The organism is Solwaraspora sp. WMMA2080, assembly GCF_027497395.1.
Lineage (GTDB): Bacteria > Actinomycetota > Actinomycetes > Mycobacteriales > Micromonosporaceae > Micromonospora_E.
Genome location: NZ_CP114910.1, coordinates 2,882,770 through 2,905,470, shown reverse-complemented (window position 1 = coordinate 2,905,470; position 22,701 = coordinate 2,882,770). Strand labels below are relative to the sequence as shown.

Annotated in this window: 22 protein-coding genes; 7 read left to right on the top strand and 15 right to left on the bottom strand. The window is 71.8% G+C overall.

Annotated features, from left to right (window positions below; all coding sequences use genetic code 11):
• Positions 1–196: 196 nt before the first annotated feature.
• The 4 genes from O7543_RS13115 to O7543_RS13100 form a co-directional block, all read right to left on the bottom strand.
• On the bottom strand, positions 197–865 hold the full coding sequence (locus O7543_RS13115) for a DedA family protein (RefSeq protein ID WP_281553565.1): 669 nt from the start codon (positions 863–865) through the stop codon (positions 197–199).
• A gap of 52 nt (positions 866–917) precedes the next feature.
• A complete protein-coding gene (locus O7543_RS13110) occupies positions 918–1,940 on the bottom strand; it encodes a LacI family DNA-binding transcriptional regulator (RefSeq protein ID WP_281553566.1) in 1,023 nt (340 codons plus the stop codon).
• 246 nt (positions 1,941–2,186) lie between these two features.
• Entirely contained in the window at positions 2,187–2,651 is a 465-nt protein-coding gene (locus tag O7543_RS13105) for a hypothetical protein (protein ID WP_348650107.1), read from the bottom strand.
• Positions 2,644–3,012, bottom strand: a complete 369-nt coding sequence (locus O7543_RS13100; protein WP_281553567.1) for a hypothetical protein — start codon at positions 3,010–3,012, stop codon at positions 2,644–2,646. The genes O7543_RS13105 and O7543_RS13100 overlap by 8 nt, the downstream gene beginning before the upstream one ends.
• A 200-nt stretch (positions 3,013–3,212) precedes the next feature.
• On the opposite strand from O7543_RS13100, the gene O7543_RS13095 reads away from it, so the two are divergent.
• Complete coding sequence (locus O7543_RS13095) at positions 3,213–3,896, top strand: hypothetical protein (RefSeq protein WP_281553568.1); 684 nt, start codon at positions 3,213–3,215, stop codon at positions 3,894–3,896.
• A 28-nt stretch (positions 3,897–3,924) separates the two neighbouring features.
• Positions 3,925–4,845, top strand: a complete 921-nt coding sequence (locus tag O7543_RS13090; RefSeq protein ID WP_281553569.1) for a Gfo/Idh/MocA family oxidoreductase — start codon at positions 3,925–3,927, stop codon at positions 4,843–4,845.
• Positions 4,846–4,928: 83 nt separating this feature from the next.
• On the opposite strand, the gene O7543_RS13085 is transcribed toward O7543_RS13090, so the two are convergent.
• Both O7543_RS13085 and O7543_RS13080 read right to left on the bottom strand, forming a co-directional pair.
• Positions 4,929–6,275, bottom strand: coding sequence for an Hsp70 family protein (locus O7543_RS13085; RefSeq protein WP_281553570.1), 1,347 nt, complete (start codon positions 6,273–6,275; stop codon positions 4,929–4,931).
• Positions 6,268–8,346 (bottom strand): Hsp70 family protein, encoded by a 2,079-nt coding sequence (locus tag O7543_RS13080; protein ID WP_281553571.1) that lies wholly within the window; start codon positions 8,344–8,346, stop codon positions 6,268–6,270. Before O7543_RS13080 ends, O7543_RS13085 begins: the two co-directional genes overlap by 8 nt.
• A 381-nt stretch (positions 8,347–8,727) precedes the next feature.
• On the opposite strand from O7543_RS13080, the gene O7543_RS13075 reads away from it, so the two are divergent.
• Together O7543_RS13075 and O7543_RS13070 are read left to right on the top strand one after the other, a co-directional pair.
• A complete protein-coding gene (locus O7543_RS13075; protein WP_281555462.1) occupies positions 8,728–9,318 on the top strand; it encodes a TMEM165/GDT1 family protein in 591 nt (196 codons plus the stop codon).
• A gap of 102 nt (positions 9,319–9,420) precedes the next feature.
• On the top strand, positions 9,421–9,813 hold the full coding sequence (locus O7543_RS13070; RefSeq protein ID WP_281553572.1) for a cupin domain-containing protein: 393 nt from the start codon (positions 9,421–9,423) through the stop codon (positions 9,811–9,813).
• Between the two features lie 46 nt (positions 9,814–9,859).
• Here the strand turns inward: O7543_RS13070 and O7543_RS13065 are convergent, their stop codons facing one another.
• The 7 genes from O7543_RS13065 to O7543_RS13035 all read right to left on the bottom strand — a co-directional run bounded on the left by O7543_RS13065 (position 9,860) and on the right by O7543_RS13035 (position 17,637).
• A complete protein-coding gene (locus O7543_RS13065; RefSeq protein WP_281553573.1) occupies positions 9,860–10,282 on the bottom strand; it encodes a hypothetical protein in 423 nt (140 codons plus the stop codon).
• Positions 10,283–10,303: 21 nt separating this feature from the next.
• Positions 10,304–10,930: an ATP/GTP-binding protein gene (locus tag O7543_RS13060; protein WP_281555463.1), complete on the bottom strand. Its 627-nt coding sequence runs from the start codon at positions 10,928–10,930 to the stop codon at positions 10,304–10,306.
• Positions 10,917–11,432, bottom strand: coding sequence for a DUF742 domain-containing protein (locus O7543_RS13055; protein ID WP_281553574.1), 516 nt, complete (start codon positions 11,430–11,432; stop codon positions 10,917–10,919). Before O7543_RS13055 ends, O7543_RS13060 begins: the two co-directional genes overlap by 14 nt.
• A complete protein-coding gene (locus tag O7543_RS13050) occupies positions 11,429–11,911 on the bottom strand; it encodes a roadblock/LC7 domain-containing protein (RefSeq protein ID WP_281553575.1) in 483 nt (160 codons plus the stop codon). Before O7543_RS13050 ends, O7543_RS13055 begins: the two co-directional genes overlap by 4 nt.
• Complete coding sequence (locus O7543_RS13045; protein ID WP_281567407.1) at positions 11,908–14,586, bottom strand: nitrate- and nitrite sensing domain-containing protein; 2,679 nt, start codon at positions 14,584–14,586, stop codon at positions 11,908–11,910. The genes O7543_RS13050 and O7543_RS13045 overlap by 4 nt, the downstream gene beginning before the upstream one ends.
• Before the next feature lie 34 nt (positions 14,587–14,620).
• Positions 14,621–15,787 (bottom strand): hypothetical protein, encoded by a 1,167-nt coding sequence (locus O7543_RS13040; protein WP_281553577.1) that lies wholly within the window; start codon positions 15,785–15,787, stop codon positions 14,621–14,623.
• Positions 15,788–16,230: 443 nt separating this feature from the next.
• The gene (locus tag O7543_RS13035) at positions 16,231–17,637 is read right to left on the bottom strand and encodes a trehalase family glycosidase (RefSeq protein ID WP_348650106.1); all 1,407 of its coding nucleotides are present in this window, start codon (positions 17,635–17,637) and stop codon (positions 16,231–16,233) included.
• A 248-nt stretch (positions 17,638–17,885) separates the two neighbouring features.
• On the opposite strand from O7543_RS13035, the gene O7543_RS13030 reads away from it, so the two are divergent.
• The gene (locus O7543_RS13030) at positions 17,886–18,620 is read left to right on the top strand and encodes an aldo/keto reductase (RefSeq protein WP_281555465.1); all 735 of its coding nucleotides are present in this window, start codon (positions 17,886–17,888) and stop codon (positions 18,618–18,620) included.
• 80 nt (positions 18,621–18,700) lie between these two features.
• Here the strand turns inward: O7543_RS13030 and O7543_RS13025 are convergent, their stop codons facing one another.
• On the bottom strand, positions 18,701–19,855 hold the full coding sequence (locus tag O7543_RS13025) for a cellulose binding domain-containing protein (RefSeq protein ID WP_281553578.1): 1,155 nt from the start codon (positions 19,853–19,855) through the stop codon (positions 18,701–18,703).
• A gap of 93 nt (positions 19,856–19,948) precedes the next feature.
• Positions 19,949–20,722 carry an IclR family transcriptional regulator gene (locus tag O7543_RS13020; RefSeq protein ID WP_281553579.1) on the bottom strand — a complete coding sequence of 258 codons (774 nt, stop codon included), beginning with the start codon at positions 20,720–20,722 and terminating at the stop codon, positions 19,949–19,951.
• 65 nt (positions 20,723–20,787) lie between these two features.
• On the opposite strand from O7543_RS13020, the gene eda reads away from it, so the two are divergent.
• Both eda and O7543_RS13010 read left to right on the top strand, forming a co-directional pair.
• On the top strand, positions 20,788–21,486 hold the full coding sequence (eda, locus tag O7543_RS13015) for a bifunctional 4-hydroxy-2-oxoglutarate aldolase/2-dehydro-3-deoxy-phosphogluconate aldolase (protein WP_281553580.1): 699 nt from the start codon (positions 20,788–20,790) through the stop codon (positions 21,484–21,486).
• A gap of 77 nt (positions 21,487–21,563) precedes the next feature.
• Entirely contained in the window at positions 21,564–22,691 is a 1,128-nt protein-coding gene (locus tag O7543_RS13010) for a sugar kinase (RefSeq protein WP_281553581.1), read from the top strand.
• Positions 22,692–22,701: the final 10 nt, after the last annotated feature.

Below are 22,701 nucleotides of genomic sequence, written 5' to 3'. Positions count from 1 at the left end.
TCCGCAAGGGGTTCATGAACCTCGCGGCTCCGGGGAACCCAAAGGTGTCTCCGCAGGTCTGATGCCACAGGTGCATCAAGATGCACCTGTGGCATCGAGGCTGGACGGGTCTGTCGTCCCGTCGGGTCACGCCGAGTTGGTCGGCCGAGGGCTTATCGGCACCGCCGACGGCTCGTCGGCCGAACCGTCCCTGGCATCAGGGCGACGGTCGGCGGCCGGCCGCAGCCCGACGGCGGCGACGCCGGACCTGGCCGACCACCCAGTAGACGACCAGCCCGCCAAGGAGCACGAGGACCGCCACGTCGAACCAACGGCTGTACCGCTCGACCTGCTGCCACTGTGAACCGAGCGCGAACCCGGCACCGACGAACAGCGCGTTCCATGCCCCGCTGCCCAGCGTGGTGAAGGCGCTGAACCGGGTCAACGGCATCCGGTCGGCGCCGGCCGGCACCGAGACCAGGCTCCGCACGACCGGCACCATCCGGCCGAACAGCACCGCCCACCGACCGTACCGCTCGAACCAGCGGTCTGCCTTGTCCAGGTCTTCCAGATCGACCAGCGGCACCTTGTCCAACCAGCGTCGCAGTCGTGCCTCGCCGATCGCCGCACCCAGCCAGTAGAGCAGCAACGCGCCGGCCAGCGAGCCGATCGTCGCCCCGGCCCAGACCCCGACCAGATTCACCCGGTCCTGGCTGGCCAGGTAGCCGGCCATCGCCAGCACCACCTCGCTGGGGATCGGCGGGACGACGCTCTCCAACGCCACCAGCAGGCCGACCCCGATCTCGCCCAGCCGGGCGATGACGTCAGCCACCCAACCGGTCAGCCCACCGACCTGGTCCGGCGGGGTGTCGACGGTGACTGCCATGGTGCTCCCTGCGTCCGCGGTAAGCCCATCCGGTACCCGGCGGCCGACAGCGCTACACCTGCTCAACGACCGCTGGCGGCCGGCGACGTACCGAGCTCTCCCGGACCTGCAGCTTGGTGGGCAGGGTGACGGTGGTCGCGGCCCGGTCGGGGCTGGCGATCCGCTCGATGAGCAGCTGGGCGGCGGTCTCGCCCAACTGGTACGTCGGCTGGGTGACGGTGGTCAACGCGGGCCGAACCAGATGTGCCCACGGCAGGTCGTCGAAGCCGACCACACCCATCTCCGCCGGCACCGCGATGCCCTGGTCGACCAGGCACTCCACCGCACCGACGGTCATCAGGTTGTTTGCCGCGAACAGCGCGTCCGGTCGCGGTCGCAGCCGCAGCAGCTCCGTCATCGCCCGGTAGCCGCCGTCGGAGCGGAAATCGGCGTGGCGGACCAACTCCTCCTGGTACGGCTGTCCGGCATCGGCCAACGCCCGCTGGTAGCCGCCGAGCCGTCGGCAGGCGGTCCAGACGCCACGTCGGCCGGTGATGCAGGCGATCCGCCGGTAGCCCGAGTCGAGCAGGTGTGCGGTGGCCAGCCGGGCGCCGTGCTCGTTGTCCACCAGCACGGTGTCGATCCGGCTGCCGTGCAGCTGCCGGTCGACCACCACCACCGGCACCCGGGCGGCGATGAGCTGCCCCAGATCGGCGGCCGGCCCGGACGGGGCGATGATCACCCCGGCGACCTGTTCGGCGAGGACCGCGTTCAGGTAGCGGCTTTCCTTGACCGGATCCTCGTCGGTGTTGCACAGCACGACCGAGTAGCCGGCCTGCTGAGCGAGGTCCTCGACGCCGCGGACCAGGGCGGTGAAGAACGGGTTGCCGATGTCGCTGATCACCACCGCCCACAACGTGGTCCGGCTCCGGCGCAGATTACGGGCCACCGCGTTGGGCCGGTAGTCCAGCTCGTGCATCGCCCGCCGGACCCGGTCGGCCAGCGCGGGATCCACGTTGGTGTGGCCGTTGACGACCCGGGAGACGGTAGCTGGGGAGACCTTCGCTTTCCGCGCAACGTCGTAGATGGTCGCCATTGTTCATCGCCCTCTTTACTTGCTCCCGGCCCGAGGGTGCCGGTGACGGAACCCGGGACAATAATTACAGACCGGGCATGGAGCGCGATGGCCCAGCAGGTCGGACGCGCATGGCGGAGCGCATGCAGTCCGGCGCTGAGCTGCGATGCCGGCACCGTCCACTGTCGGGATACCGACATCAGCGACGGTTCCACAGCGGACGCCGGCCGGCAGGTGGCCGAGCCGGCCCGAGCGTCGGTGGCCGGCCTACGCCGGTGCGTCGGCCTCAGGACCGGCCGAGGCTCGGCTGCGGCGCAGCCAGAGAAGCCCGACGACCGGCAGCACCAGCGGAATGTAGCCGTACCCGCTGCCAAAGCCCGACCAGACCGTCTCGTCCGGGAACGCCGCCGGCACCGCGAAACTCACCGCGCCGATGCCGAGTACGCCGACCAGCTCCACCGTGCAGCAGCCGTATGCGATTCGGCGACCGACCGGGCCGTCGATGATCAGCCCGGCGGCCGCCACCAGGTACACCACCGCGGCGAAGGCGGAGAGCAGGTATGCCACCGGCGCCTCGCCGAACCGGGTGGCGATCTGTACGCCGGCCCGGGACGAGGCGGCGATCGCGAACAGAATGTAGACGCCGATCAGCACCCGGCCCGGCCCGCTGCGGGTCCGCGCCGTCCGCCCGGTCCGCGCCGTCCGCCCGGCCGTCGATGTCGGGTCAGCCACCGCCGACCGCCGTCCAGGTCTGCTGCAGCCGGACCACCAGCACCGGGATCACCAGGGCGAAGACACCGATGGTCAACGAACCCCACCGGGTCGGCTCCATCCGGCCCAGCACCCCCGCCATCGGCGGCAGGCTGAGCGTGGTGATCAGGTAGCCGGCGAAGACCGGTGGTTCACCGGGACGTTCCCCGCCGACCAGCGCCACCACGGCGGCCACGGTCAGTGCGAGCAGGGCGACCTCGACCACCGCCAGCCCGCCGTACTGGATCAGCCCCGGCGGCCGGTCCAACGCTGCGCAGAGCAGTGCCCAGCCGGCGACGGCCAGCGCGCCGACGATGACCACGGTGGCGATCGGCCCGTTCACCGCCGCACCGCCGTCTCAGCTGCCACAGTCACGCCGAACACCCTACTCACCAGCTACGCGACCCGCCGAGGTGCGCCCCCGCAGGTCGCCGAGGACCGGTGACCGGTGCTCCGATCCGCAGTGTCCGGACGGTGGCTCTCGGTATCAGCCGGAGTCTATAGTCAGTCCGGGACGGTCCGATCCACCCTGGGGAGGGTGTGGTGGTTGGCGTCGGCATCTGGGGCCTCCTGATCGCCAGCTGTCTCGTCCTGCTCGCCCTGCTAGCTCTGGCCGCGTTGGCTGCCCGTACGGCAGAGCACCCGACCGACCGGCGGGCGCTGCGGGCCGAGGCCGACGAGCTCGCCGCCGAGGCGCAGACCATCGCCGCCGCGGCCGACACCGCCCGGACCACCGCCGAGCAGCTGCGCGACCGGGCGGCCGCCGCTGAGCTGGCCCGCGACGACGCCTGGCAGCGGCAGGAAACCGCCGGCCAGGCCTATCAGCAGGCGTTGTTCGCCGACCAGGAGGACCGGCCGGCGGCCGTCGTCACCGGTGCGGCGCTGCCCGCCGAGCACGGGCGCGACGTCAGCCGGGCCGCGCTCACCGCGTACCGCCGGGGCGACATCTCGGTGCAGCAGCTGCGTGCGGTGTGGCGGCGGGCCGGCGGCGCGCCGCCGGACCCGACGGCGGGGGACCGGGCCGACCGCGCCGTCGACCGGCACCGCGTCCGCGACCAGGCCGCCCGCCGGGAGTACGACGTGGTCGCCGCCGCCGCGCGGCGTGCCGCAGAGGCGGCGTACGTTGCCGAACTGAGCGCCGCCGCGCTGGCCGAGGAGGCGGCGGCCGCCGCCGTTGACGCCGAGGAGGCCCGCTACGTCGCCGACCGGGCTGAGCGGTCACACTGAACACCGGTCGACGGAGGGAAACGTGGCAATGGCATTGCGGTTTGGTCTGTTCGGCACCGGGCACTGGGCGGCCGAGACCCACGCGGCCGGGCTGGCCGCGCACCCCGACGCGGAACTGGTCGGCGTCTGGGGGCGGGACCGGGCGAAGGCCACGGCGCTGGCGCAGCGGTACGGCGTCGCACCGTACCAGGATGTGGACGCGTTGCTCGCCGACGTCGACGCGGTCGCCGTCGCTCTGCCGCCCGACGTACAGGCCGAGATCGCGGTCCGTGCCGCCGACGCCGGCCGGCATCTGCTGCTGGACAAGCCGTTGGCGTTGACCCTGCCGGACGCCGACCGGGTCGTCGCGGCGGTCGACCGGCGGGACGTCGCGTCGGTGATCTTCTTCACCAGCCGGTTCAACCCGTCCATGATCGACTTTCTGGCCCGCCCGGCCGACGGTGCCTGGCACGGTGCCCGGGGAGCGCTGTTCGCGGCGATCTCCGAGCCCGGGAACCCGTACGGTGCCTCGCCCTGGCGGCGCACCTACGGCGGGCTGTGGGACATCGGCCCGCACGCGCTGTCGGTGGTGCTGCCGGTGCTGGGCCCGGTCGCCCGGGTCGCCGCGATGCCCGGCCCGGCCGGCGGGGTGCACCTGCTACTGCGACACACCGGCGGGGCCACCAGCACGCTGTCGCTCAACCTGGACGGCCCGGTGGCGGCGAAGACCTTCGACGTCACGTTCTTCGGCGAGCCCGGGATCGTGCCGGTGCCGCACCGGGACGTGACCACCGGGCAGGCGTTCCACTCGGCCATCGACGCGCTGCTCGGGCAGGTCACCGCCGGGTCACCGGGACACCCCTGCGACGTCCGGTTCGGCCGGCAGGTGGTGGCCGTCCTGGCCGCCGCCGACACCGCCCGGGTCGAGCAGCGCATCATCGACGTCCCGGCTGGAAGACCGGTCGCCTGAGCGATCCTCGCCGGCTGGCCTGCCACTGGCCGGAGCAGTGGCTCACCCTGTTCCGGCTGATCACCGCCCGCTGACCCGTCGCCTCAGCCGGTGGCCAGCGCCAGCCACTGGTGGCTGGCGACCTCGGCGCTGGGCGGCACCAGCAGCCGGTCGAGCGTGCCCGGTGTCGCGGCCACCAGGTCCCACAGCGCGCCGCCGGGCAGCCGGACCCGGGCCAGCGGGGTGCCCGCCGGATACGGCTGACCCGGCACCACCAGCCAGCGGTGCAGCCGCGCGGACCCGCCCGGGATGCCGAACGACAGCGGAACCATTCCGGTGGTCTCCGTCGACGCCCGGATGGTCCGCGGGCCGCTGCGCGGCAACCATCGGGCGGCACCGTGCACGGTCGCCAGTTCCGGCTGCTCCACCTGACGCAGCGGGCGCTGGAAGGCGTCGTGCACCGCCTGGGCCACGGCTGGCATCCGGGCCCCGCCGCCGACCAGCAGCACCGATCCGATGCTGGCCGGTGGCACCCCTACAGCGGCCAGCATCTGCCGGCAGCAGGCGATCGTCCGGTCCAGCAGCGGAGCCACCAGCTGCGCCAGGTCCGCCCGGGTCAGCCGGTACGCCGGAGTGTCCGGCAGCAGGAAGTCCTCCACCGCCGGAGTGTCGCTGAGCTGATGCTTGATCCGGTTCGCGAAGTCGGTGACCGCCATGCCGAGCCGCAGGGTGGCCGGTGCGGACTGGCTGGCGGCCGCGCTCGCCAGCAGCGGTGCCAGCCACTGCTGCCCGTCGGCGTGGATCCTGCCGGCCAACAGCGAGTCGATGTCCCGGCCGCCGCAGTCGTCGATCGCCGCGTGTCCGAGCACCTCGTGCCAGCGTTCGTCGATGCGCACCAACGCGGTGTCGAAGGTGCCCCCGCCCAGGTCGTAGACCAGCACCAGCTCGCCGGGGACCGGCGGTGGGCCGGCGACCGGGGCGAACGCGGCCGCAACCGGCTCCGGCAACAGCTCGACCGGGCCGAGACCGGCCGCTTCGGCTGCGGCGATCATCTGTGCGCGGCGCGGGTCGTCCGGGTCGTACGACGCCGGGACCGTCACCACCGTCCGGTGCACCGGCGCGCCGTACCGCCGCTCGGCCTCCACCCGTAGCGCGGTCAGCACCGCCGCGACCTGCTCGATCGGCCGGAACCGGCGGTCGCCGAGCATCATCGGCACGTCGGCGGCCATGCCGCGTTTGAACTCGGCGGCGTACGCCGTCGGCTCGGACCGCTTCCGCCGCTCGGCCAGCGCGCCGACGATCATGCTCTGACCGTCCCAGTGCACGGCGGACGGCCAGGTCGGCGCACCGGTGACCGGGTCCGGCACCAGCTGACCGGTCTCACCGGTGACCACCATCGCGGCGGAGGAGGAGGTGCCGAAGTCGACCACCAGGACGGGCTGGTCAGACATCCCAGACATCGATCAGGCTCCGCTCGTTGGACTCCCAGTTGGCCAGCAGGTGCCGGCTGTCGGCGCTGAACCCGACCCGGACCCGTTGCCCGGTGCCGCCCAGCACCCGGAACAGCTCCTGTCCGGTCGAGGTGTCCTGCAGGACCACTGCGGCGATGCCGTCGAGCGCGTCGGCGACCACGGCCCGTAGTTGCCCGTCGGCGCTGACCGCAGCCGTGCCGAACCCTTCCCGCCGGCTGTGGTCGGCGAACTCCGGCATCCGCTGCTCCCACCGGTCGTCGACGATGCGGTCGATGTGGGTGCCGGTACGCAGATCCCACAGGGTCGTCGCGGTACGCCGAGACCGGCCCACGGCTTTCGCCCGGCCTTCGGCCGCCGCCCGCCACCCGATCTCGTCGATCAGCACCCGGTGCGGCCCGCCCGGGTCGTGGAACCGGGCGCTGATCTTGCCGGTCTCGATGTCCCACACCGAGATGAACCCATCCGTGGCCCAGGCCACCACCGCCAGCCGGCCATCCGGGTCGACGAACACCCGGCCGGTCGGCTGCGCGCCGGCGGTGTGCTCCGGACGGAACTCGGCGCGGACCGTGTCGTCTGCGATCGCCCGGAGCCGGACCAGCCGGGCCGCCGGGTCGCACTCCACCAGATGCTCGCGGTCCGGGGTGAGCAGCCAGCTACCGGTGGACTCCAGGTGCCGCCGCCGGGGTGGCGGCTGGCGCTGCAGGGCCACCGCGTCCTTCGCGGTAGCCACCACCAGGACCGGGCCGACCAGGTCGCCCGGGTACGCCTGCTGGCCCAACTGCCGGCCGTGCTGGGCGGCGGTGAGCTCGAAGACCCGCTCGTCGGGGGTACGGACGTGGGCGAGCACCGCCCCGGCCGGGTAGGGCTCGCCCGGCGGTACGCACCAGCGCAGCAGCCGGGCCCGACCGCCCGGGATCTCCCACGAGGTCGGCTCGGTGCGCCACCGCTGCGGCTCGGCGGTGACGGTGCGGCCGCTGGCGCCGGCCGCGAACCGGGCCGCGCCGCGCAGCACCGCCAGCTCCGGGTCCGAGCCGCAGCGCAGCGGCCCCGGCGACCCGGCGTCGATGATGCCGAGGCCGGACCGCAACGTGGTGTGGACCGCCGGCAGGTAGGCGTTGCCGCCAGCGACGACCACTGCGGCCAGGTCGGCCGGTGCGGCGCCGACCGCGCCCAGCACACCTGCGGCGCCCTCCACCAGCCAGCGCAGCGCCGGTTCGGCGAACGCGTCCAGCCAGGCCCGGGTCAGCCGGTACGGCGGCGTGAGCGGGGTGAGGTGATCGACCACCTCGTCGGCGTCGACCAGTTGGTGTTTGAGTCGGCGGGCGAAGTCGATCGCCTCGTGGTAGGCGCGCAGCCCGGCGTCACCGGGTGCGGCGAGCATCGGCTCCAGCCAGGCCCGCCCCTCGGTGCGCAGGTCGTTGATGAGCAGCGCGTCGAGTTCCTGCCCGGCAGGGCTGGTCTGCTGAGCGAGTTGGACGGTGTGGCTGCCGTACACCTGCACCAGCGCGACGGTCCAGGTCGCGCCTAGGTCGCAGACCAGCACCAGAGCGCCGGCCGGCAGGTTGTCGCCGGTCGTCGGGTCCAGCGCCGCCGCCACCGCGCTGTCGATCAGCTCCACGTCGCGGAACCCGGCGGCCTCACCGATGGCGAGCATCGTGTCCCGGCGGGGGTCGCCGGGCAGGTAGTCCGCCGGCACGGACAGGGTCAGCCGGTCGATCTGGCCCCCGTACAGTTGGCGGGTCTCGTTGGCGACCACGGTGAGGTACACGGTGAGCGCCTCGGCGCCGGTGACCTCACGGTGCTCCAGCCACATGGCGGCCTGGGCGTCGACGGCCCGGCGTGGCCCGTCGATGTACCGCCGCGGCATGGCCCGTTTACGTACCTCGGACGGGGTGCCGACCAGGAATCCCTCGTCCGCCAGACACACCGACGACGGCCAGCTGGTCGCCCCGCTGGCCGGCTCCTTGACCAGGGTCGTCTGGTCGGCGACGACCAGCGCCACCCGGGTGCCCGAGGTGCCGACATCGACCACCATGATCGGCTCGGTCATGTTCCCGCCCTCACCACAGCAGTCCGGCGATTGATCGTCCTGGAAGTTCCGGGACAGTGTCCGTGAGTGCCGCCGTCACGTCCACCCTGGGCGATGTGCGCGGTACGCCACGGACAGGGGTGAACGTAACGGAAACTGGTCGCGTTGGTGGACCCGCCCCCGTGTGTTCGGTCACCAACTGCGATCGTCGCTGCTGGAGCGGCTAGACTCGGCGACTGCGAAGGGGAGTAGCTCCCAACATCGCGGTCGACACACTGGTGCTGCGCACCCGGCTGCGGCGACCCGGCGGTACGTCGGGTGGGCGAGACCTTCGACCCAGGCTTCAGCAGCCGGGTCGAGGTCCGCGTGCCACGATCCGGCCCCGACCGGATGAGAGGCACCATGGACGGCTTCCTTGCCGCGACCGCGATCAGCTTCGGCGTGATCTTCGTAGCCGAGCTGGGCGACAAGTCACAGCTGATGGCGTTGACCTTCGCCACCCGATTCAGGACCTGGCCGGTGCTGGTCGGTATCACTGCTGCCACCGCCGTCGTGCACCTGGTGTCGGTCGCCCTCGGGTACGGCCTCGGTGTGGCCCTGCCCACCGGCTGGATCGCGCTGGCCGCCGCGCTGGCGTTCATCGGGTTCGGCTTCTGGACGCTGCGCGGCGACACCCTCACCGACGAGGAGTCCCGCCGGGCGCAGCGGACCACCAGGACGGCGGTGATCGCCGTGTTCACCGCGTTCTTCCTCGCCGAGCTGGGGGACAAGACGATGCTGGCGACGATCACGTTGGCCACCCGGCACGGCTGGTTCGGCACCTGGCTCGGCTCCACGCTCGGCATGGTCGCGGCCGACGCACTGGCCATCGTGGTGGGCCGGCTGCTCGGCAGGCGGCTTCCCGAACGGGTGATCGCGTACGGGGCGGCCGCGCTGTTCTTCGTGTTCGGCTGCTGGCTGCTGGTCGAGGCGGTCGTCGAACTGGCCGGCTGACCCAGCGCGCGCCGGCTGGCCGGCTGATTCGGCGCACGCAGTGGTCGGCCGTGTGCACGGCAACACGCGTACCGACGGCCGGTTCTGGGTACCTTGAGTGGTATGCAGCACTTCACGATCGCCACCGTCGCTGAGCAGAGCACCGATTTCCGCCGGGTGCTCTGGACCGGTGAGCATTCCCAGCTTGTGATCATGACCATTCCGCCGGACGGCGAAATCGGCGAGGAGGTCCACGAGGACATCGACCAGATCCTCACCTTCGTCAGCGGTGTCGGCGAAGCGCTGGTGGCCGGCGAGCGGCGGGCCGTCGCCGCCGGGGACCTGGTCGCCGTGCCGGCCGGCACCAAACACAACTTCGTCAACACCGGTCCCAATCCACTGGTGCTCTACACCGTCTACGGCCCGCCGGAGCACGCCGACGGTGCGGTACACCACACCAAGGAGGAGGCGGACGCGGCGGAGGAGTCCGGCCAGGACGAGCCGCCCACGTCGTGACGGCGGCCTCCGCCGGGTACCTCGGCCACCCGCCGGCGGGGCCGGTTCAGCCCTCCGTCGCCCCGTTGAGCAGTGACGGATCGCGTCGGATCAGCTCCGCCAGGCGGGCCGCTGGACCGTCCTGGGTGGGCTGTCCGCGTGGCGGCCACTCCGGTGGACGCCCGGCGGTCGGCACCCCGGGCGCCGCCGGGTCGCCGGACGGCGGGTTCGGCCCGACCGCAGGCGTACCGCCGTCGACCGTCACCTGCACCCGGCCGTCCCGGTTGCCGACGGTGAGCTGCACGGCCTGACCGCCGTGGGCGAGGTGGACCGTGGCGGTCAACCCAGGGTGGCGCTCCACCACCTGCCGGACCGCCGCAGCGATCTCGTGCGCCGCCGACGCCGTCCGGTCGTTGCCCTGGCTGACCCGCTTCTGCAGCTGGTCGCGTCGGGCGAGCCGGGCGAGCGCGTCGTCCAGGTCACCACGCATCTGTCCTCCTCTGCTACCACCTCAGGATGGCTGACTCCGTACCGCTCGGTCCAGCGCCCGGTCCAGGACCACCAGCAGGGCGTCTCGGACCGACAGCCGGTCGCGGGCGTCGTACGCGACGACCGGAACGGCCGGGCCGGTCGCCAACGCCCACTTGACCTCGTCAATGCTATGACCAAGGCGGCCGTGGAAGGTATTTACTCCCACCACGAACGGCAGCCCGGCCCGTTCGAAGTAGTCAACGGCGGGGTAGCAGTCGTCCAGGCGTGAGCTGTCCACCACGACCAGTGCGCCCAACGCCCCCCGGGCCAGGTCGTCCCACATGAACCCGAAGCGGGTCTGACCCGGGGTGCCGAACAGATACAGCTTCAGACTCTGGTCGATCGTGACACAGCCGAAGTCCATCGCGACGGTCGTGGTGGTCTTGCCGGACTCTGGGCCGGGGTCGTCGACCCCGACGGAGACGGCGGTCATCTCCGCCTCGGTGGTCAGCGGGACGATCTCGGAGATGGCCCCGACGGTGGTGGTCTTGCCCACCCCGAAGCCACCCGCCACGACGATCTTGACCGGGATCGGCGCGGTCCGGGGTGGGGCGCGGTGCCGGGCTGTCGGGGGCGGTCCGGCGGTCGGCCGGTCAGGAGATGGCACGTAGTCCACGGATCACTCGCAGGATGGTGTCGGCATCGGCAGGGGCGTCGACGTCGGGTACGTGGACGTCGAGATGGGCGGAGGCGCGCAGATCGCCGACGAGCACCCGGGTCACCCCCAGGTGCAGCCCCAGCCGGGCGGAGAGTTCCGCGACGGAGATCGGGTCGGCGGCGAGCGAGATGATCGCCCGCAGTTCAGGGGCGAGGCCGGATCCCGAGGGGCCGGGGTCGAAGGGGTCCGGAACCCGCGCGGTCACCTGCGTCTCCAGGTTGATGTCCGGGTCCGCCCCGGTTACCCGACCGGCGGTCAGCACGAACGGCCGCAGCGTCGTCGCCGCGGCGTCGCCGTCCGACCGGTCCGGCACGCCGCCGTCGGACCCGCCGACGCCGGGCGGACCCCCGCCCGCCGCCGGGGTGTCACCCGACGGCGGGGTACGCAGGTAGGGGCGGATGCGCGGCTGCGGATCGACCGGCTCGTCCGCCCCGTACGGCGGTCGGGTCACGACTGGACGGAGTTCTTCAACTCGGCGATCAGCCGGGGAGTGAGCGGGCCACCGGCGCGCCCGGCGAACAGGGTCATCTCGTAGGCGACCGTGCCGAGGCTGGCCGAGCGGTCGGCGATCACCCCCAGCACCGACCCGGAGCTGATCGAACTGACCAGCAGGTAGCCGTCGGCCATGTCCACCACCACCCGGTTCAACGTGCCGAGCGAGTACCAGTTCGCCGCACCACCGGCCAGACTGGTCATGCCGGACACCACCGCCGCCAGCCGCTCGGCATTGGCCCGGTCCTGAATCGCGGACATGGCCATCAGCAGTCCGTCGGAGGAGACCGCGATGGCTTCGCGGACACCGGCGGTGCTGGAGGTGAACGAGTCCAGCAACCAGTTGAAGGTCTGCGCTTCGGCGCTCAGCGAGCCGCTGCCATTGCCGGCCGGGGTCGTCGGGCGTTCCGCGGTGTCCGGCGTGTAGGGACTGTTCATCCGTTGGTTCCTTTGCTGCCGTGCTGGAAGGTGGTGGTGATCTCGGTGAGCGCGCGCTGAACGCCCGTCTCGAACTCGTCCAGGGACTCCTTGGCCTGCTGCGGGTCCGGCGGCCAGGGCTGGCCCTTGCCGGGGGATGCGCTGGCCGGGGGCGGGTCGGGCAGGCTCGCGCCGGGCACCCGCTGGGTGAGGCGGTCCGACCTGGCGACCGTCGGGTCCTGCGCCACCTCCCGCTGCGCCCGCCGTACCCCGGCCTCGAACTCCTCCAGCAGTGCCCGTGCGGCGACCGGGTCGGCCGGTGCGTCGCTGAGCGCCGCCGGTCCGCCGCCGACCGGGTGCTGGGCACCGGGAACGCGTTGCCGCAGCGGCCCACGTCCCACCGGCTCGGCGGTGGGGGCTGCCGCCGGCTGATCCGGTGCCCTGGCTGGTTCGGCCGGCGTGCCGGTCGCTGGCGTACCCGTGCCGGCCGCAGTGGTGTCGGAGCCGGCGGCCGGGGCACCGGCCCCGGCCGCTGCGGTGCCGAACGCGTTCCACGGGGTTCCGGTGCCGAGCGACCGGGTGGCCCGCTGCACCGCCGACGAGTCGAAGCCAGCGCCGGAGCCGTCCGGCACGCCGGTGCGGACGCTGGCCCGGGCGACGGTCCGTTCCAGACGGGGTCCGCCGGGGGCCGCCGGCGTCACGGCCGTCGGCCTGTCTCCGGACGGACCGTCTCCGGGCGGACCGCCCGGTGCGGTGCCAATCAGCACGGCGTTGGCGGGGACCGTGCCGGGCAGCGGCGCGATGGTGGGCGCGACCGCTGGTGGCCGGCCGGTGGGACCGGTGGCCACGGCCCGTCCAGGGGCGCCGGTGGCCGGCACGATCAGGTCCGGTCCCAGGTCGACCGTCACCGTGACCCCGCCGCCCGGCGTTGCGGTCAACTCGACGGCCATCGCATGCCGGCGGGCGAGTCGGCCGACCACGAACAGGCCGAGGACCTCGGTCGGTACCAGGTCGAGCCGTTCCCGTCGGGTCAGCCGGGCGTTCTCCTCGGCCAGTCGTGCCGGGGACAGCCCGAGCCCACGGTCGATGACGCTGACCCGCAGGCCGTCGTCGAGCGGTCCGGCGGCCACGGTCACCCGGGTGTGCGGTGGGGAGAAGACGGTGCCGTTCTCCATCAGCTCGGCCAGCAGCAGCACCAGGTCGGCGATGACCGACGGCTGCAGGGCGTACCCGGCCGGTGCCTGCACGTCGACCCGGGTGTACTCCTCGATCTCGCCGAGAGCGAGCCGGATGACGTCGGAGACCGGCAGCGGGGCCATGTGCTCCTCGGCGCCGGTCGCCCCGGAGAGCACCACCAGGCTGCCGGCGTTGCGCCGCAGCCGGCTGGAGACGTGGTCGAGCCGGTAGAGATGCTGCAGCCGGCGCGGGTCGGTCTCCTCCCGCTCCAGCCGGTCGATGATCGCCAACTGGCGGCTCACCAGGTTCTGGGTCCGCCGTCCGACGTGGCCGAACATCTGCGCCACGTTGCGTCGGCTCGACACCTGTCGTTCGACGAGCCGGGCGGCGGTCTGCTGTACCCGTTCGAAGGCGCGGGCCAGATCGCCGATCTCGTCGGTGGCGGAAACCTCGACCGGGTCGAGGCGCACCGGGTCGGGGCGTTCCGACTCGTCATCGGCCACCCGTACCAGCTCCGCCTCGGCGATCCGGGCGACACGGTCGGCCGAGGAGGTGAGCCTGGCCAGCGGCTGGGCGACCGACCGGGCCACGTACAGACTCAACGCGACGACCGCCAGCAGGACCAGCAGCGCACCAGCCACCACGCTGTACGCGATGAACAGGATCTGTTCCTGCCGTCGGGTCACGTCGACTGTGACGTCGATGACGATCTTGCGTTCGACGAACCGGCCGAGGGCGATCAGCGATTCCAGGGCCGGGAACAACGTGGTTACGGACAGGCCGGCCAACGCTTGGGTCGGGTCGACTGTGAAGCCGTCCTGCGCGCCGGCCTGGGAGGTGGCGGTGAACCCGCTGCCGAGCCGCTGGTCGAGTGCCTCCTCGACCAGGCTGTAGAGGGCCACCTGATCGGCGGTGGCGAATCGGCTGAACCGGGCGGCGTTCTCCTGCGCGGCGACCAGGCTCATCGCGTACCGGGTGGCGGACTGCGGATCGCGGGATCCGACCACCAGCAGCATGTGAGTCGCTCCGGCGCTGATCGCGGCATCCAGCCGCAGCGCGGCGTCCAACGCTACGATCTGGCGTCCCTCAGGGGTGGCGACGTCGGCCGAGTCGACCAGCTTCAATCCATCGATCAACCGCTCGATGAGATCGCCGTACGTGGTCATCACCTGATCGCTGGTTGCCGTGCGGTCGCGTACCGCGGACCGGACCTCAGCGAGGTCGTCGACAGCGTCGACCGCTGCGGCCAGTTCGGTGCCGAGGTGGTCACCCAGCTCCGCCCGGAGGTCGGCGACCCGGTCGGTGACGGCCGCCTCCTGCAACACCAGTCGGGACCGATCCACGCTGTCCAGCAGGTAGCCGATCGCCAGCAGACGCTCCTGCTGCAGGTCCTGGGCGAGCGAGCCGATCTGGCCGCCGGTCTGCACGGTGCGGACCGTGTCGGCGGCTCGGCCGGCCAGCGCGGCGCGGTCGATCACGATCGGCACCGCCAGGGCAGCGACCGCGATCAGCGGGATCATGACCAGCAGGGCCAGTTTTCCCCGGATCCGGAGCCTATCGAGCAGCAACGGTCGGCCCCCATCGTCCGGTGCCCGGGTCGGCGGTGCCGGCGGGGGCGCCGCCGTGCGCCGTCGGGTCGAGTTTCGGCCAGCGGGTCGGCTGGTCCGCCGTGTCGGGACCGGGCTCAACCGGTTCCAACGGCTGGCCGACCCCGACATGGCCGCCACTGCCGGCACCGGGGCGACCGGGCTGAACGAGGTAGGCGATGACCATCGGGGCTACGGCCAGAGCGAAGGCCACCACCAGGGCGCCGACCGAGACCCACTGGCTGCGTTGCAGGGTGCTGATCCGGTCGGTGATCAGATTGTCCAGCTCGGCCAGCATGGTGCCGGTGAGTTCGGCCGCCGCCACCTGGGCATCGACCCGGAGCCCGACGAGGGGATCCAGGTCGGGCAGCGCTGCCCCGCCGCCCGGCCCGGCGGACCCGTCGCCCGAGACGACATCCGCGGGTTTCAGCGCGGCGGCGGCCGCGGCAATGGTGTCCATGCTGCGCCGGAACCGGTCGACCTGGGTGAGCAGGTTGCTGCTCATCGTCCGGCTGTCGGTGCTCTCCACCGCGGCCTGGACGTTGTCGGCCAGGTCGCCTGCGGGGGAGAGCACGTCGCCGACCGCGCTGATCAGTTCGACCAACGCCAGTGGCCGGTCCTGCGCCGGTCGGGTCGGCAGCAGCACCGCGAGATCCGCGAAGCGTCCGGTGGCGACGATCGCCTCCGGCAACTCTTCGGCCGCGCCGTCCTGCAGGTGGTAGGCGTCGCCTTCCGGGTCACGCGTCAGGTTCGAGCTCTCCCGGATCCTGTCGTACTGGGCCAGCAGCAGGTCGGTGGCCTGGCGGTACGCGTCGAAGGCTTCGGTCGGCCGGCTGAACTGCCGACCCGACAGGGATTCCACGGCGGAGCGCAGCGTCGCCCACCGTTGCTGGGCTCGTAGCGACGCGCCGATCCGCTGGTCGACCTCGGTGACCGCATCGAGGGCCCGAAGCAGCGCCTCGTCGTTGACCGGCTGACCGGCGACGGCAGCTGACTGCGCGTCGACCAGGGCCACGGTCAACTCGTTGAGCGCGCCGAGATACGCCACACCCTCGCGTTCGCGTTCGGCGAAGGCGATGTCCGCCGAGGTGCCGCGCCACAACTGGGTGAACAGCACACAGATCGGCACGAGCATCAATACGGTGATGACTGATCGGAGCAACGCCCCGTCGAGCCATCGCTTTCGGCCTACGGCGTCCTGTCCGGGTCGCCGTGCGGCATCGTGTGCGGGTTGCATCGCCCACCCCTCTGGCGGTAGCAGCAAAAACGGCGGACAGCGTCGAGTGCGCAGGATCGCGTCGTTCGTGCGGCCCACCGGCAGGGAAAGATAGATGTCCTGCCGGCGGGCCGGAACCATCCGTGAGGACGCCAGTTGCGCACCGTACGGTCGACTCGACCCACCGTGAGAAGGTGGCTACGAACAGTGAGAATCTGTTGATCAGTAACCGTTTTCTGTCTTATATGCAGCTTATGTCGTAATCAACGGCATCTGCGGGTGGTCAGCCGAATGGGTATTGGTATCGGGCAGACTGTCGGATCGGCGTTGGTCGACGCGGCTCCCCTACTATCGGGTAACTGCTAATCGATCGGACCGCCGACCGGCGGAGCCTCGCCTTCGCCCAGCAGATCGAGCACCAGCGCTGCGGTCCAGCTGAATGCCGCCGAGCCGACCCCGTCGCCGGTCTCCGGGTGGAAATACTCGTAGTAACCGGACCGGCGAACCAGTTCCAGCATCGCGTCACGCAGAGTTTCGGCCTGATCCAGATGGCCATGCTCACGAAGTCCCCGACGGAGCAGCCAGTTGATATTGATCCACACCGGTCCGCGCCAGTACCGCACCGGGTCGAAGTCGACGGCGGCCCGGTCGTAGCTGGTCACCGGCATCGACGCTGACAGCCCGAACCGGTGCGACTCGGCCGTAGCCACGAGCGCCGCGACCCGGTCGGGCGGTAGGCCGGGCAGGATCAGCGGGACCAGTCCGCTCACGCAGCGTGCCGGGCTGAGCCGTCCGGTCCGGACGTCCCGGGCGTGGTACATGCCGGTCCGCGGATCCCACAGTTGGTCGTCGACGGCCCGGGTGATCCGCGCGGCGCGGTCCAGGTGGACCGCTGGATCTGCGCCGACCACGGCGGCGATCCGGGCGAGCGCGTGTTCGGCGGCGGCCAGCAACGCGTTGAAGGTCGGACACTCGACCACGAAGTCGTGTCGGGCGGCCAGCTCGTCGTCCCGGTAGCCGCCGTCGCGGTACGCCAGTGCCAGCGCGACGAACCGGGCGTAGTCCTCATCGGTCGGCCGGTGGGACGCTGCGGCCACCCGGTTGTCATGCCGCTGCCGCCCGACGAGCACGCCGAGGTCGGCCGGTACGGCGGACAGCGCCGCATCCCAGGCCGGGCTGTTGTCCAGGCCGGACTCCCAGGGGTGCACGATGCTGGCCAACCCGTCCCCGCCGACGTCGCGACTGCTCGACAGGTAGTCCTGAGCGGCGACCAGCCGTGGGTAGAACCAACGCAGCTCGGCTTCCGCCTGCGGCCCCGGTGCCCGTTGGTAGATCTCCCAGATGGCGACGGCGTGGGCGGGCGGCTGGACGATGCCGGTGCCGTCCGGGTGCCCGGGGCGGCGCAGCGGTACCTGCCAGAATCCCGGTCCGGGGAAGTAGTCGCGTTCGGCGACGTCCGGGTCGAAGACGATGTGCGGGACCCGTCCGTCCGGCCACTGCGCCAGGAACAGGCTGCGCAGGTCGTGCCAGGCCCGATCGGGGTCGATCCGGGCCAGGCCGATCGCGATGAACGCCGCGTCCCAGCTCCACTGGTGCGGGTAGAGGGTGCGCGACGGCACGGTGTGGTTGCGCGACCAGTTGGCGTCGAGCACGGCTCTGGCCATGTGCCACAGGTCGGCGGGCGTGCGTTCGGTGAGTTGTTCGGCCGGTAGCCGGTCCGTGACCGGGATGCTCGCGATGGCCGTGTGGGCGGTGCTGATACTGCTCATTCTTCCGTCCTGGTCAATCTCCCGCCGGGCCGTCGGCCAGGCAGAAACCACCGCCAGCGGTGGGGTGGTAACGACGAATGTACGCGCGGTGAACAGCATGTGCCCTTGTCGCAGACGGCGGTAGGGTCTGTCGGCTACCGGACGATGAGTCGTCCGGTCAAGGAATACGTGCAGGTTGAAGGGGGTAGGCGGGGAGGATGGCAACGCATGGTGAGCAACCTGTGGCAACCTTGCCGTCCGGGATCGGGATGCCGCTGCTCGGGTTCGGCACCTGGCAGGCGTCGGGCGACGCCGGGTACCGGGCGGTCCGAGCGGCATTGGACGCCGGCTACCGGCACGTCGACACCGCCACGATGTACGGCAACGAGGCCGAGGTCGGCCGGGCGATCAAGGACAGCGGAATCGCCCGGGACGAGATCTTCGTCACCACCAAGCTGCCACCCGATCGGGTCGGGCGGGAGGCGGAGACGCTGGCCGTGAGCCTGGCCGCGCTGGGCACCGAGTACGTCGACCTGTGGCTGATCCACTGGCCTCCGGCCGGCGGTGCCGGCGTGCCGACCTGGCGCGAGTTCGTCGCCCACCGGGACACCGGTGCGGTGCGGGCGATCGGTGTCTCCAACTACGGCCTCGACCAGATCGACGAGCTGACCGAGCGGACCGGGGTGGTGCCGGCGGTCAACCAGGTGCCGTGGGCGCCGGCGATGCACGATCCGCGTACGGTGGCCGAGCACCGTGACCGCGGGGTGGTGCTGGAGGGGTACAGCCCGTTCAAGAACACCGACCTCGACGACCCGGTGCTGGTGCGGGTCGCCGCGGCCCACCGGGTGAGCGCCGCCCAGGTGGTGCTGCGCTGGCACATCCAGCACGGCATCGTGGTGATTCCCAAGTCGGTCACTCCGGAGCGGATCCGCGGCAACGCCGACGTCTTCGGCTTCACCCTCTCCGCCGAGGAGATGGCCACAGTCGACGCCCTGCGCGACTGAGACCACGACACCCCGGGCGGTGCGGGCCGGCCGCGGAGGGGGCCTCACCCCCCGCCGAGGCCGGCCCCGGCGTTCGCGGATCAGCCGGTGGTGCAGGTGGTGCCGTTGAGGGCGAAGCTGCTCGGTGAGGAGTAGTTGCCGCTGTAGCTGGCCTGGTAACCGAACGAGGTGGTCGCCCCCGGCGCCAGCGTGCCGTTCCAGCCCACGTTCCGGGCGGTCACCGACGATCCGCTCTGGGTGACGGTGGCGTTCCACGAGTTGCCGACCGTCTGCCCGGCCGGCAGCTGGTAGGCCAACGTCCAACCGTTGATGGTGCCACCACCGGTGTTGGTGACGCGTACGTCGGCGGTGTAGCCGTTGTTCCAGGTGTTCGCCGTGTAGCTGACCCGGCACCCGCCACCACCGGGCGGCTGACTGGTCGGCGGGGCGGTGGTCGGCGGGGCGGTGGTCGGCGGGGCGGTGGTCGGCGGGGCGCCGCCGGTGGAGACCGAACCGGAAAAGGAGGTCACCCCGAGGCCGACGCCGCCGTTCCACGGCTCGAAGCCGGCCTGGACGCTGGTCAGGTACCAGGAGTTGGTGATTTGCCCTCGGGCCCGGACGTCGGCGATGAAGTCGAGCACGTTGAAGCTCCAACTGGTGATCGACGACGGGGCCAGGTAGGACACCACGTTGTTGGAACCGTTGCTGCCGGTCCAGACCTGCCAGTTGCGGCCGGCGACGGTGGCGTTGCCGACCGGCGAGCCGATCGGCTGGATGGAGCCCTGCCGGTGGAACCAGATCATGATCTCCATCTGGCTGACGCCGTTGGTGCGCGGGGTCGGGTCGAGCCAGATGTCGTACGAGGCGTTGTACGTCCCGTTACCGACGTACCGGTAGTTGATGCTGGTCGGCGCGTTGCTGATCCGGCTGACCTGGATCGGCAGGTTGGTGCCGGGAGAGCAGTTGGTGTAATGGCAGCCGTAGAAAATCGACGGGTACGACACCGGCGCGCCATTGGTCGGCGAGCTGCCCTGCTGCGAGGTCACCGAGAAGCCGGTGTCGGTCACGTTGATGCACTGTTCGGCGGTGGTGCCCCAGCGGTTGTTCTGCACCACGTAGCGGCCCTGAATGGTGGTGCTGCCGTATTGTTCGCAGATTCGCGTGTCGGCCTGGGCTGGTGTGGCGGCGACCACGGTGACGAGGCCGCCGGTGAGCAGCAGGACGGCTGCGGCGGCGGCGCGGATCGGACGTCGCATGGTTCTCCTTGTGTCCGTGGAGACGGCGGGTAGGAACCAACGTCGCGGGAGCGCTCCCATGATGGTAGATCACATCGACATGTATGAAAAGAATCAGCGGGAGATCAGCCCGCGGGCGGCGGCCACCTGGTCGGCGGCGGCCCGCAGTGCCTCGACCATCCGGGCCTCGCCGGCGGCGTCGATCCGGGTCGCTGGGACGGACAGGCTGATCGCGTCGGCGGCCGGCCGCCGCAGTGGCATCGCCATCGCCAGGCAGACGATCCCCTCAGCGTTCTCCTCCCGGTCGACGGCCCAGCCCTGGGCGCGGACCTCGGCCAGCGCGGCGTGCAGGGTGGCCGGGTCGGTGATGGTTCGCCGGGTCATCCGGCGCAACGGCCAGCTCAGCAGTTGGTCGACGACGTCGTCCGGATGTTCGGCGAGCAGCGCCTTGCCCAGTGCGGTGGCGTGCGCCGGCAGGTGTCGGCCGATCGCGCTGTACAGCCGCAGCGGGTGCACCGACTCGCGCTTGGCCAGGTAGACCACGTGCGGGCCGTCCAGCCGGCCGAGATGGACGGTCTCACCGAACTGCCCGGCCAGCGCGTCGAGCACGCCGTCCAGCAGGCTGACCGCGTTGTCGGCGGCCAGGTACGCCGCGCCCACCTGCAGCGCCCGTACGCCGAGGCCGAACCGGGTGCCGGTGGGATCGGTCTCCACCCAGCCACGGTGCATCATCGTGCGCAGAATTCCGTGCAGGCTGCTCTTCGGGATCTGCAGGACCCGTGTCAGTTCGCCGAGGGACCGGCGGTCAGGGGTGGCGGCCAGCGCCTCCAGCACCTCCAACGTCCGGCCGGCGGACTTCACCGGCTGGAAACCCTCCTGCGCCGCCATGGCGGTCACTCTAACCAGCGTCGCACCCGGTTGACAGCGATGTACCGCCGAGTATGGTCACGTACGTGACCGATGTTCATGATGCTGAACGTGAGTCGGCCGGTCGCGAGGCCGACCGGGGCGCGCACCACGGCGGCGACGTCGTCTCGGTGATTGGCGCGGGGCGGATTCTTCCGGTGGTCGTCCTGGCTGATCCGGCCGGCGCCGCGCCACTGGCCGAAGCGCTGCTCGCCGGCGGACTGCGTACCGCCGAAGTGACCTTCCGCACCCCGGCGGCGGCGGACGCCATCGCGGCGATGGCCGGGCACCCCGGCATGCTGGTCGGCGCCGGCACCGTACTCACCGTCGAGCAGGTGGACCGGGCCGTCGACGCCGGTGCCCGATTCGTGGTAAGCCCTGGCTTCGGACCCGCCGTCGTCCGTCGCTGCCAGGAGCTCGACCTGCCGGTTTTCCCCGGGGTGTCCAGCGCCACCGAGATTCAGATGGCCCTCGACGCCGGGCTGGACACGGTCAAGTTCTTCCCGGCCGAACAGCTCGGCGGGGTGGGCATGGTCTCGGCGCTCGCCGCGCCGTTCAGGTCGGTGCGGTTCATCCCGACCGGCGGGGTGAGCCCCGGCAACGTCGCGGACTACCTGGCCCACCCGGCGGTCCTCGCCGTCGGCGGCACCTGGATGGTCGCCCCCCGCCTACTCGACGCCGGCGACTGGGCCGAGGTGACCCGGTTGACCGCCGCCGCGGTCGCCGCCGCCCGCGCCGCCGACTGACCCGCCAGCCCGCGCCGCCGACTGACCCGCCCGACCTCGACCAGGACCGGTCCGACCTTTGACTGAGGAGTCGTGAGATGGCCGAACAGCACCCCGCCGACCGTGCCCCGCTGCACCCCCGGCCGGCCACCGAGTGCCGCTACGACCTTGTCTCGCTCGGCGAGGTCATGCTGCGGCTGGATCCGGGGGAGGGACGGGTGCGCACCGCCCGCAGCTTCCGGGCCTGGGAAGGCGGTGGCGAGTACAACGTCGCGCGGGGCCTGCGCCGCTGCTTCGGCCTGCGTACCGCAGTTGTCACCGCGTTCGCCGACAACGAGGTCGGTCGCCTGCTGGAGGATCTGGTGCTGCAGGGCGGCGTCGACACCGCGTACGTGCGCTGGCTGCCGTACGACGGGATCGGCCGGACCGTCCGCAACGGGCTCAACTTCACCGAGCGCGGCTTCGGGGTGCGCGGCGCGGTCGGCACCTCCGACCGGGGCAACAGCGCGGCCAGCCAGCTACGCCCCGACGACGTCGACTGGGACCACCTGTTCGGCACCCTCGGCGTGCGTTGGCTGCACACCGGCGGCATCTACGCGGCCCTGTCGCAGACCACACCGGACACGATCGAGGCGGCGATGACGGCCGCCCGCCGGCACGGCACGATCATCTCCTACGACCTGAACTACCGGCCCAGTCTCTGGAAGGCGGTCGGTGGACAGTCCCGGGCGCAGGAGGTCAACCGGCGGCTGGCCGGCTACGTCGACGTCATGATCGGCAACGAGGAGGACTTCACCGCGAGTCTCGGGTTCGCCGTACCGGACACCGATGAGCGCCTCACCGAACTGGAGGTCGCCAACTTCCAGCGGATGATCACCGAGGTGACCGGGGCGTACCCGAACTTCAAGGTGGTGGCGACGACGCTGCGTACGGTGCGTTCCGCGACGGTGAACGACTGGGGTGCGGTCGCCTGGTCGGCACCGACCGGTTTCGTGTCCGCCACCCACCGGCCGGGCCTGGAGATCCTGGACCGGGTCGGCGGCGGCGACAGCTTCGCGTCCGGCCTGGTCTACGGCCTGTTGGAGCTGGGCGACCTGGCGGTCGCGGTGGAGTACGGTGCCGCGCACGGAGCGCTGGCGATGACCACCCCCGGAGACACCTCGACGGCCAGCCTCAAAGAGGTGGCGGCGCTCGCCGGTGGCGGTGGGGCAAGGGTGCAGCGCTGAGGGTCCCGCC